At 49.0% G+C, this 11,704-nt stretch carries 8 protein-coding genes; 2 read left to right on the forward strand and 6 right to left on the reverse strand.

Translation table 11 applies throughout. The features are described 5' to 3' along the window. Window positions 1-101 precede the first annotated feature (101 nt). Window positions 102-1,142, reverse strand: coding sequence for a uroporphyrinogen decarboxylase (gene hemE, locus H9Q13_RS07510; RefSeq protein WP_191183142.1), 1,041 nt, complete (start codon window positions 1,140-1,142; stop codon window positions 102-104). Window positions 1,143-1,297: 155 nt separating this feature from the next. Further along, complete coding sequence (locus H9Q13_RS07515) at window positions 1,298-1,915, reverse strand: MarC family NAAT transporter (protein ID WP_191183143.1); 618 nt, start codon at window positions 1,913-1,915, stop codon at window positions 1,298-1,300. A gap of 234 nt (window positions 1,916-2,149) precedes the next feature. Between H9Q13_RS07515 and H9Q13_RS07520 the strand changes: the two genes are divergently transcribed. Together H9Q13_RS07520 and purE are read left to right on the forward strand one after the other, a co-directional pair. Then, window positions 2,150-3,280 (forward strand): 5-(carboxyamino)imidazole ribonucleotide synthase, encoded by a 1,131-nt coding sequence (locus H9Q13_RS07520; RefSeq protein WP_191183144.1) that lies wholly within the window; start codon window positions 2,150-2,152, stop codon window positions 3,278-3,280. A gap of 1 nt (window position 3,281) precedes the next feature. After that, the gene (purE, locus tag H9Q13_RS07525; RefSeq protein ID WP_191183145.1) at window positions 3,282-3,809 is read left to right on the forward strand and encodes a 5-(carboxyamino)imidazole ribonucleotide mutase; all 528 of its coding nucleotides are present in this window, start codon (window positions 3,282-3,284) and stop codon (window positions 3,807-3,809) included. Window positions 3,810-3,860: 51 nt separating this feature from the next. Here the strand turns inward: purE and H9Q13_RS07530 are convergent, their stop codons facing one another. The 4 genes from H9Q13_RS07530 to H9Q13_RS07545 form a co-directional block, all read right to left on the reverse strand. Beyond that, window positions 3,861-4,544, reverse strand: a complete 684-nt coding sequence (locus H9Q13_RS07530; protein WP_191183146.1) for a hypothetical protein — start codon at window positions 4,542-4,544, stop codon at window positions 3,861-3,863. Between the two features lie 108 nt (window positions 4,545-4,652). After that, complete coding sequence (dnaK, locus tag H9Q13_RS07535; RefSeq protein ID WP_191183147.1) at window positions 4,653-6,581, reverse strand: molecular chaperone DnaK; 1,929 nt, start codon at window positions 6,579-6,581, stop codon at window positions 4,653-4,655. Between the two features lie 350 nt (window positions 6,582-6,931). After that, a complete protein-coding gene (locus H9Q13_RS07540; RefSeq protein ID WP_224744136.1) occupies window positions 6,932-8,419 on the reverse strand; it encodes a RagB/SusD family nutrient uptake outer membrane protein in 1,488 nt (495 codons plus the stop codon). Window positions 8,420-8,437: 18 nt separating this feature from the next. Further along, window positions 8,438-11,401 (reverse strand): SusC/RagA family TonB-linked outer membrane protein, encoded by a 2,964-nt coding sequence (locus H9Q13_RS07545; RefSeq protein WP_191183148.1) that lies wholly within the window; start codon window positions 11,399-11,401, stop codon window positions 8,438-8,440. Window positions 11,402-11,704 lie beyond the last annotated feature (303 nt).

The raw sequence follows: 11,704 nt of genomic DNA on the forward strand, positions 1-11,704 counted from the left end.
AAAAGAAGGCCTGCCAAATCTGGCAGACCTTCTTTTTTATAATTTACTCAAGCTGTTCGTCGCAAAAAGTAAGAACTCTACTGCTTGATTGCTCTGATTTACTAATACTTAGCGCTGCCGCTATACTCTTTCACTGTCTGGATAAAGCACTTTACCTTCTCTGGGTCGGTGTCAGGGTATACACCGTGGCCGAGGTTGGCGATGTGGCGCTGCGGTCCGAATTCCTTCAGCATTTTAATGGTTTCGTGCTGAATGGTTTCGAAAGAACTGTAAAGCAGGCATGGGTCCATGTTGCCTTGCAGGGTCTTGTTCGGACCCACCTGTGCTCTGGAAGTTTTGACATCCATGTTCCAGTCAAGGCCAATGGTTTCGCAGTTTAATTTGCTGAAGTCTTCCAAGGCGAAGAAAGCACCTTTGGCAAATACCGTTACCGGCACCTCGTTAATGGCGTCGCAGATCTCCTGGATGTAAGGCAGGGAGTACTCGCGGTAATGCGCCGGAGGCAATATACCTGCCCATGAGTCGAATACCTGAATGAGGTTCGCTCCTGCCTCCACCTGTGCTTTCAGGTAGGCGATGGTGGTATCGGTGATCATGCGCAGCATGTGGTGTGCCAGCTTCGGGTTGGTATACAGCAAACCGCGCGCATGCGAGAATGTCTTGGAACCACTGCCCTCCACCATGTAGGCCAGGATAGTCCAGGGGGCACCGGCAAAACCGATAAGCGGCACACGGCCGTTTAGGGCTTTTTTCGTCACTTTAATGGCCTCCAGCACATAACCCAAATGCTCATGCGGGTCGGCTACACGGAGTCTTGCCAGATCGGCTTCCGTGCGGATGGTCTTTGGAAACCAGGGGCCTCGCTTCTCGACCATCTCATAGGTGCAGCCCATCGCTTCGGGTACCACCAGAATGTCAGAGAAAATGATGGCGGCGTCCACATCCAGTATATCAACCGGCTGAATGGTCACTTCGGCAGCCAGATCAGGTGTTTCCACGAGTTCCTTAAATCCGCTCAGGCTCTCACGTACAGCTCTGTATTCGGGTAGGATGCGCCCCGCCTGGCGCATCAGCCACACTGGAGTACGTTCTACGGTTTCTCCTTTGGCGGCTCTTATAAGCAGGTCATTCTTCAATTCCATGGCGCAAAGATACGTTAAAAATGCTGACTGTCGGAAGATGATTGTGATCATCAGGAAGACAGGGCAGAAGTATTTTTAACAAGGTGTACTATGGAGAAGGCGAAGTGGTTGACTATAAAACTAAAGTCAGCTTAGTAATATTTAGAAACGGAAGATTAAGACAAAAACAGCGCATCAATAGCCGACACGATAAAATTCACGCCGATAGACAGCACGATGAAGCCCATAATGCGCGACAAGGCTGACAAACCCGCTTTGCCCATAAAGCGGGTGAGCTGGGTAGAAAAGCGCAGGATGACATAAGAAATGACAGCCAGCAGAATAATGCCTATCAGAATCAGCATCATGTCAATAAAGGAGAGAGAGGTTGTAAAGAGGCCGATACTCACCGCAATAGCCCCCGGTCCGGATAGCATCGGCATGGCCAACGGTGTGAAGGATATATCCTCTTTGTGCTGGGCTTCTTCCACCACATCCGGCGATACCTTTTTGTTACTGCCACCCGGTGTGAGCAATTCAAAACCTGCCCGCATGATCATAAGTCCACCGGCTATGCGCAGGTCGTGTATGCGGATGCCGAAGAAGTTGAGCACATACTGCCCTGCCAGAAAGAACACAGCCAGTATACCTACCATATACAGACAGGCTTTGAGCGCCTGTTGGTTACGTTGGGCAGGCGTATCGTTCTGGGTAAGCGTCAGGAAGACCGGCATGGCCCCAAACGGGTTTACAACGGAGAAAAGGGCAGAAAGCGTGGCAAGAATAATTTCCATGGGTGGGTTAAACGTACAAGCTCCAATATAGTTTTTAATCGATATAAGAGCAAAGCTTTACTTATCTTTTGTCCAGATAAGCCATCAGGAATGCCTGTTGTTGTGCTACACGATTGAATACCTTGGCAGAATTCAAGTTTTTAATGTAATCTGGTTGACATCTTTTGATATTTGTCTTTCGTCTCCACACTTTATCCTTAATTTTGGGTAGTAAACACCCTAAGCAACGATACTATGAAAGGAGAAGTAAAGCTCGGGATACTGGGCGGCGGACAGTTGGGCCGCATGCTCATTCAGGCCGGACTCGATTTTAACCTCTATACCTTGGTGCTCGACCCGGACGAAAACGCACCTTGTAAGGACGTGTGCAACGAGTTTTTCGTGGGCAGCTTCCGCGATTTCGACACGGTGTACGAGTTTGGCAAACAATGCGACATTGTCACGATCGAGATTGAGCACGTGAATGCCGATGCCTTGGAGAAACTGGAGCAGGAAGGCGTGAAGGTATACCCGGATGCCAAAACTGTTCGCACGATACAGGACAAAGGCCTTCAGAAAGAGTTCTACAGCAAGCACGCTATACCTACCGCCGATTTCAGAATTCTTAAAGACGCTGATGAGCTCAAAGCCCATACAGATTTCCTGCCTGCTTTCCAGAAGCTGCGCCGCGAAGGCTACGACGGCCGTGGCGTAACCCGTTTGCAAAGCGAAGCAGATCTGGGCAAGGGCTTTACAGAGCCTTCGCTGCTGGAGAAACTGATCGATTTTGAAAAGGAGATTTCCGTGATTGTGGCCCGCAATGCCAGCGGCCAGGTAACTGCCTTCCCGGTAGTGGAGCTGAGTTTTCATCCGGAACATAACCTGGTGGACTCCCTTTTTGCTCCTGCCAACGTACCTTACAAACTGCAGCGATTGGCTATCGAGATTGCAACCCGGGTGATCGAGTCATTCGACATGGTAGGTATACTGGCGGTGGAGATGTTCTTGACCAAGGACGGGCAGATACTGGTGAACGAAGTAGCACCGCGTCCGCACAACAGTGGGCACCATACCATCAAGGCGAACTATACCTCACAATACGAACAGCACCTGCGTGCCATCCTGAACCTGCCACTCGGCAGCACCGACATCCAAAGTGCCGCTGTCATGCTAAACTTGCTTGGTGAGCCCGGCTACGACGGCGAAGCTAAGTACGAAGGCCTGCAGCAAGCCTTGGCTGTGCCGGGCGTGTACATTCACCTGTATGGCAAAAAATATACCCGTGCCGCTCGCAAAATGGGACACATCACGGTGCTAGGCACCGATATAAAGGAAGCACAGGAACGGGCCGAATCAATCAAAAACATCATCAAAGTAATCGCATAATATGGCCAACGAAACCCCAACCACACAACCGCTGGTAGGCATCATCATGGGCAGCCAGTCCGACATGAAAGTGATGGACGCAGCTGCTGAGATACTGGAAACCCTGAACGTACCTTTTGAAATTACGATCGTGTCGGCGCACCGTACCCCGCACCGCATGTTTGAGTACGCCGAGCAGGCCCGCAAACGTGGCCTGAAAGTAATCATTGCCGGAGCCGGTGGCGCAGCCCATTTGCCGGGTATGGTCGCTTCCATTACCACACTGCCCGTAATTGGTGTGCCGGTGAAGTCGAGCAATTCCATCGACGGCTGGGACTCCGTGCTCTCTATTCTGCAAATGCCGGGCGGTGTGCCTGTCGCAACAGTAGCTTTGGATGGCGCCTTAAACGCAGGTATACTGGCTGCTCAGATCATCGGAACTTCCAATGCCGCTGTAGCTGATAAGTTGGAGAAGTACAAGGTAAGCCTGAAGGACAAGGTGATGCGCTCTGTGGAGGAGCTGAGAAGAGGGGATCGGGATCTGGACTAAGTCTAATAGAAAGGCCACTACAAAATAGTGGCCTTTTTCATGATATTCTGTTTAGAAATAGAAGCTTGCCCCAGCCCTTACGCTGGATAATCCGAAGTCGGCACTGAAGTTATGTGGGTGTTCTGTGCCTTTTGGTGAGGCGCTATTGTCGAGGTCATGGTTATAGTGCAACAGGTTGAGTTTCAGTTCCAAGCCAATGGTAGTGTTGGGGAAATAGGTTATGCCCGGTGCAATCACAGCATTAACAGAAAGCGCGCTGCTTTTTTCAGAACCACCTGATTTTGCAGTTGTATTTTCGGGGTTGCTTATTACATAGCTCGAGTTAAGATACTCGCTTTCTGAGGCCTCATACATAACTCCAGCCCTCCCTTCGCCAAATACATATAGCTGCTGCTTTATAGGATAGTAAAAACGCGATAGCAAACCAGTTTGCCAATCACTTCTCTTTTGCTTATAGTATTTGTAATAACTCATATTCTGAGAACTGATTTCACTTGTTGTCTCTGTTTCAGAAATGCCTCTGCCATGCTCTGCAAAAATACCGATAGCCCATTTGTCTGAAGCCATTTGGCTTAACGAGGTGCTGAACTGGTAAAAGTTAAACTTATTGTCCCTGCCATCTATTCGGCTATCAATACCACCGTTTAGAGTTGCAAAATATGATTTGGGTTGCAGCTGTGCAGAGGCCTGCAAAAGTGTTAGCGTAAAGCCTGTCAAAAGTAAAAGTCGTTTCATAGATTGATTAAATTAAAACGGTGCTATATACTTTATATTCTGGCTATAAACAAAAAAAATCCCCTGCCGAAACTCGACAGGGGATTCCAATATAGTTTGAGTTAATTCTTATTTCTTGCCGTCTACTTCTTCGTAGTCCACATCAGTCACGCCGCCGTCGTCAGTGCCTGCGCCCTGCGGGCCGCCAGCCTGCTGACCGTCACCGCCAGCCGTAGTGCCTTCTTGTCCGGCACCGGCTGCGTACATCTCCTGAGATGCCGCTTGCCAGGCGTTGTTCAGACCTTCGATGGCCTTGTCTATACCTGCAATGTCCTTGGCACCGTGTGCTGTTCTGAGCTCACCCAGCGCAGTTTCGATGTTAGACTTGTTGCCTTCAGACAGCTTTTCGCCATACTCTTTCAGCTGCTTCTCAGTCTGGAAGATCATCGAGTCGGCAGCGTTCAGCTTTTCAATCTCTTCCTTCGCCTTCTTATCGGCTTCCGCGTTGGCTTCAGCTTCCTGACGCATTTTCTCGATCTCCTGCTCGCTCAGACCAGAAGAAGCCTCGATGCGTATCTTCTGCTCTTTGCCAGTCGCTTTGTCCTTGGCCGTTACGTGCAGGATACCGTTGGCGTCGATGTCGAAGATAACTTCGATTTGCGGAACGCCGCGTGGTGCTGGTGGAATGCCATCCAGGTGGAATCGACCGATAGTACGGTTATCCTTCGCCATTGGGCGTTCACCCTGCAGTACGTGGATTTCTACTGAAGGCTGGTTATCCGAAGCGGTTGAGAAAGTCTCAGACTTCTTCGTAGGTATAGTCGTGTTCGACTCGATCAATTTCGTCATTACACCACCCATGGTTTCGATACCCAGTGAAAGCGGGGTTACGTCCAGTAGCAATACATCTTTTACTTCGCCTGTCAGAACGCCACCCTGAATCGCAGCACCAATGGCTACCACCTCATCCGGGTTCACGCCTTTAGAAGGCTTCTTGCCAAAGAACTTCTCAACTTCTTCCTGCACTCTCGGGATACGGGTAGAACCACCTACCAAGATCACTTCGTCAATGTCAGAAGTTGAAAGGCCAGCGTCCTGAAGAGCCTTCTTGCAAGGTTCCATGGAGCGACGGATCAGGTCATCTGTCAACTGCTCGAACTTGGAGCGTGTCAGTTTGCGTACCAAGTGCTTCGGCACACCGTCAACCGGCATGATGTAGGGCAGGTTGATTTCAGTTTCGTTAGAAGAAGATAGCTCGATCTTCGCTTTTTCAGCTGCTTCTTTCAAACGCTGCAAAGCCATTGGGTCTTTGCGCAGGTCGAGGCCTTCATCGTTTTTAAACTCATCCGCCAACCAGTTAATGATTTTCGCATCAAAGTCGTCACCACCCAGGTGTGTATCACCATTGGTAGAAAGTACTTCAAACACGCCGTCGCCCAACTCCAGGATAGAGATATCGAAGGTACCGCCACCTAAGTCGAATACCGCGATCTTCTGATCTTTGTGTTTCTTGTCGAGACCGTAAGCCAGCGCTGCCGCTGTCGGCTCGTTGATAATACGCTTTACTTCAAGACCTGCAATCTGACCAGCCTCTTTGGTAGCCTGACGCTGCGCATCGTTGAAGTACGCTGGTACCGTAATAACGGCCTCCGTTACAGTTGTGCCCAGGTAATCTTCTGCAGTGGCCTTCATTTTCTGAAGTACCATGGCCGAGATCTCCTGCGGTGTGTACTGGCGGTCGCCAATCTCCACACGCACGGTGTTGTTACCACCCTGCACTACTTTGTAAGATACCTGCTTTGCTTCTTCGCTCACCTCATTGTAGCTGTGGCCCATGAAGCGCTTGATCGAAGCGATTGTGTTCTGCGGGTTTGTGATTGCCTGACGCTTGGCAGGGTCACCTACCTTGCGCTCGCCTTTGCCGCCGTCCAGGAAAGCGACAATAGACGGAGTAGTTCTGCGGCCTTCGCTGTTAGGAATAACCACTGGCTCGTTACCTTCCATTACGGCAACGCAGGAGTTGGTTGTACCTAAGTCAATACCAATTATCTTTCCCATTCTATAGTTTTATTATGATTCAATTACAATTTCTTTTCTACTGTTGGTAGCATCCTATCAAGGGATGTGCCAAGGCATCATAGGGGCGTTTTTTATGTCAATATGTCACATTGTTGATTCTGAGTTCAACTTTTGGCGTTTTCATTAATCATGGTAATTTCTAATTGCGACATAATTACCTATAAGTGTTCCGATTCCCAATTCTAGGTGTGTCCATCCGGATAATTAGATACCTGTTGGGAACGGTTACAACAGAACTCATTAGGTAGCCTATAATAAGTGAGCCCAAAAAAAGCGCCTCACCTGTAACAGGTGAGGCGCCCAGTTATAGCAGCCTTTAAGCAAGAGGCTTATTTATAAGCTTCATTCTGCACCAGGTTCGGATTGGCGTCTATATCAAAAGTCGGAATAGGGAATACCTGTCTGTTGCGGTCTTGTAGCGTTACAGGCGGGCCGTTTGTGCGCGACACAGCCACCAGGCTTTTTAATGCCTGCCCTGTTCTTACCAGATCAAAAAAGCTATGCCCTTCAAAGGCAAGTTCCAGGTTTCTTTCATTCCAAATGGCCTCTAACACGGCCTGTGACCCGCTCAGGTTCGTGATAGGCGTTGCGCCCGCACGACTTCTAACCATGTTGAGGTCACTGAGTGCACCAGGTATATCGCCAGTTTTCGCTCTGGCCTCTGCTCGGTTTAAGTAGACCTCTGCTATTCTGATAATGTGAATGTTGTCGATGTTGCCAGCCTTTTGGTATTTGGTAGGGTAATACACTTTTGGTCCCGGATTATAACCAAACATGGTGCCCCTGATGTCTTTAGGGTCGGCAGTTGCTTTCTCATAAAAACCTGTATGGGCGGCAATATCCCCGCGTCCGCCAAGTGTGGATGGGAAATACCATGTTCTGATCCCGCTCGGGTCCGCGTTGTTGAAATTAAGCTCAAACACAGATTCAGAGGTAAACTTACTGGCATAAATATTTGGGAAGTTGCTAACTAGCATATACCTCGGATTCGCAATAACCTGGTTTGCAAACTCAATTACACGTTCCGGCTTATTTACATACAGGTAAAACCTGGAAAGGAGTGCCCTTGAAGTGCTCTTAACTGCCTGCGATCGGGTGAGTACATCAGAGGCGTGTGCTTCCGGTAGAAGCTCCAGTGACTTTAGCAGGTCGCTTTCGACATGGTCATAAGAAGCCTGTAGAGTTGCCCGGGACGGAAAAATGGATGCATCTACTTTTCTGGATGGCGTGGTGACAATAGGAACGCCCAAGGTACCCACCACACCCGGCACTCCCCCATACATCCTGGTAAGGTCAAAGTAAGCAAGGGCCCGGACAAAGTAGGCCTGGCCTAGAATCGAGTTCTTCTGATCTTCCGTTACTTCGGTGAGCTTTGGCACCTGATCCAGAATGTTATTGGCGATGTTAACGGCACGGTAAGCTCTTGTCCATAGGTTACCGTTTTCGATATTGCCTTTGTCCAAAAGGTACGTATCCATCTCGCGATAGAAGTCCCAGGAGCCTATGCTTTGAGCCTGGTCTGACGACACATCGGACATGATCTGGAAGTTTCTGCCGTAATATTCGCCACTTTGTAGCTGGTCGTACATACCGGCAAGCGCTGCCTGTGCCCCTTTAAGGTTAGAGATAGCCATATCTTCGGAAACCTCTGCCTGCGGCTCGTGCTCCAGCACGTCACACGCGCTGCCTGAAATAAGCAGGCCCGCAAGACCAAGGTAAACCATGTATTTACTTAAGTGGTTAGTTCTGCTAGTGAAGGTGCGCTTTGAGCCGGACAACGATTTGCCAGCTAGGGCGCGGTTGATATATGTTTGCATGATCAAGTCTTGTTTAAATTAGAAACTGATGTTGAAACCGCCCATAAATACCTTAGGCTGCGGCAAACTGTAGAACTCTATACCTTGCGTTAGCCTGTTGGAAGCGGTGCCAGTCAACTCGGGGTCAGCCCCTGTGTAATTTGTGAAGGTCAGCACATTTTGGCCTGATACATAAATTCTGGCCGATGACAATCCTATTTTACTGATTGCCTCGGAGGGCAAGGTATAGCCTAACGAAATATTCTTCAGTCGGAGGTATGAGCCATCTTCAAGGAAACGGGATGGTCTCAGGTTACCGGCATAGTTGGCGGCCGTCATGCGGGGAACCATGGTGTCGTCGCCAGGATTCTGCCACCTGTCGAGCTGGCTGTTCATGAAGTTAAAGTCTCTTGTGCCACCGTGCTCACCGAAAAAGCGATTCCAGTTCAATTGATCATTTCCATAAGAATACTGGAAGAAGAACATCAGGTCGAATGCCTTGTACTTGGCCGTGTTGGTAAAGCCACCAAAGAAATCAGGGTTGGCGTCTCCCACAATTTTTCTGTCTACGTTGGGGTCGAATACGCCATCCCCGTTTACGTCGGCAAACATGATATTTCCTGTTTCTTTATTTACGCCAATCTGCTCATGGAAATAGAAAGAGTATAGTGGAAAACCTTCCTGATACCTGAATATATCGCGATTGTAGACGTTGAATGGTGCTGCCAGCTTTGTTATCTTGTTTACATTTCTGGCGATATTGAAGTTAGTGTTCCAGCTGAAGTCTCCCTTATTCAGCACCTGGGCATCAATGGCAAGCTCAAACCCTTTGTTCTCCAAAGCGCCGTAGTTTTGCACAATCGTATTGAAGCCCGTGGTGCGTGGCAAAGGCACTGCCAGTAGCAGGTCGCTTGTCTTCTTGATGTAATAATCCGCAGTAACATTCAGCTTGCCTTGCAGGAAGCCCATGTCAATCCCCAGGTTGGTTTGTGCAGTGGTTTCCCATTTCAAGTTAGGGTTAGCCAGCTGAACCGGGCTTATACCTGGTAGGTCAGCATAGGCAGCACCCTGCCATAAACCGAGCGACTGGAAGTTTGTAATGCCGCTTTGATTTCCTGTGATACCATAGCTACCTCTGATTTTGAAGTTGCTCACAAATGGGGCAGCATCTTTAAAGAACGCTTCTTCGGTTAGCACCCAGCCCAAGGCTACAGAAGGGAACGTGCCCCAGCGGTTGTCCCTGCCAAACCTGGAAGAGGCATCACGGCGAACGTTCACGGTAGCGATGTATTTGTTTTTGTAATCGTAATTGACACGAGAGAACAAGGAGGCTATTCCCCAACTGGTTGACTCGGAACTGGCTCTTTGCACCGCTGCCGAAATTATTTTTCTGAATTCATTGCTAGGAAACTGCTCACCAGTCGCGATGGTTCGGTCAAAAATCGACTCTTGCAGGGTTGTTCCGACGAGCACATTGAAAGCGTGGTCTTGCTGGCCAAACTGGTAGCTCAACACATTTTCCTGTATCCAGTTATCATCCTTCGTTACAACGGATTGTCCAAAGCCATTGCGACCGGCCCCGTTGTTCAGTAGGGTGTTGTCATACAAATCTTCCTGCACGCCACTGTAGTCCAGACTGAAGCTCGACCTGAGGCGTAAGCCTTGCAAGATTTCGTACTCGCCATAGATGCTGCCGAGAAAACGGCTGGTTTCCATGCTGATATCTGTTTCATTTACAGCTGCAAGCGGATTTTCGAAAATGCTGAATTTGGTGTAGCTGCCATCTGGCTGGTAGAAAGGGAGATTGGTCGGTATCGCAAAGGCGCCCGGAACCACACCTGAGATGTTGTCATCGTTGCGGAGGCGCTGGCGGGTATTGCGCGAAAATAAAACGCTGGTACCAACCTTTAGCTTATCTACCGGATAGAAATCGAGGTTAACGCGGCCGTTGTTTCTTAGAAAGTTCGAGGTCTTCAATATACCTTCCTGGTCAAAATGGTTGGCGGAAACCATATAATGCACCTTTTCATTGCCACCGCTCACAGAAAGATCATAATTCTGGACAATGCCGGTTCTAAAAATAGGGTCAGACCAATTTGTATTCAAGGCGCCATCAGGGTTGGCGAACTTCGGCTGCTGCCCGTTGTTGGCACGGGCTTCATTCATCAGCCTTTCATAGGTAGGGCCGTCCACCACAAGGTCGTTTGGTGTAATGGGAGCATTCTGTAAACCTACATAAGAACCGAAGCTGATCTTTGCCTTTCTGTTGCCACCACGTTTGGTTGTAATCAGCACCACCCCATTGGCAGCTCTGGCTCCATATATTGCTGTGGCAGAGGCATCTTTCAATATCTCCATGGACTCAATATCGGCAGGATTAATATCGGCAATCGGGCTTGTGGTGCCGCCGCCAACTCCTATACCTGAAATGTCATTGGATTGGATCGGGATGCCATCCACCACATAGAGAGGGTCGCTGGAACCGTTGATAGAAGACGTACCCCTAACGCGCACAAAGATGCCGCCCCCAGGTGTGCCCGAGTTGGCATTCACCTGCACACCGGCTGCCCTGCCCTGCAATAGCTGCTCACTGCTGGCCGTGGGTATATTCTCTATATCTTTTGAGCTGACAGAAGTTTGAGCACTGGTTAAGGTTTTGCGGTCCTGCTCCCCATAGCCGGTAATCACGATTTCCTTTAGTTGCTTTTGATCGGGGGCTAGGGTCGCCTCGATAACAGTTTTGTTTCCGATCTCGAGCTCCAATGTTTGAAATCCAATGTACCTAAACACCAAGGTGCCGCCTTGTGGAGGGGCATTCAATTGAAATGCGCCATTTGGCCCACTTGAAACGCCTGTGGTCGTTCCCTTGAGAATAACACTGACTCCAATAAGGCCTGATCCATCTTCCTGGGATATGACTTTGCCTGTTATGGTTCTGTTTTGCGCAGCAGCATGTAGTGCCAGCGCACAACAGAAAAGCATAGAAAGTAAAATGTGCTTCATTCCTTTTCTTGTTTAAATTGAGACTGATTTAGTTCGCTAATGGCTAGTTCTGGGCAAAACGCTTCCAGGCAGTGTTGTGTAACACTGCAAGCAAGGGGTAATCGATAACACTTAGTATACTATATTTTGTACTGTACTATGTAATATCTGCGGATACTGCGTGCTGTTGAGTTAAAGGGCCACTCAATAGCTAGGTAAATCTGTTCTCACAAAGAAAAAGTGCTTAAATCCAGTTCGCATATTCTGCGCTGAATGCGTTTAGGTTTAAGACTTGCTGCAGGGCGCCATCGTAATGTGTGATTT

This window comes from Pontibacter aquaedesilientis, from assembly GCF_014773225.1.
Classification (GTDB): Bacteria; Bacteroidota; Bacteroidia; order Cytophagales; family Hymenobacteraceae; genus Pontibacter; species Pontibacter aquaedesilientis.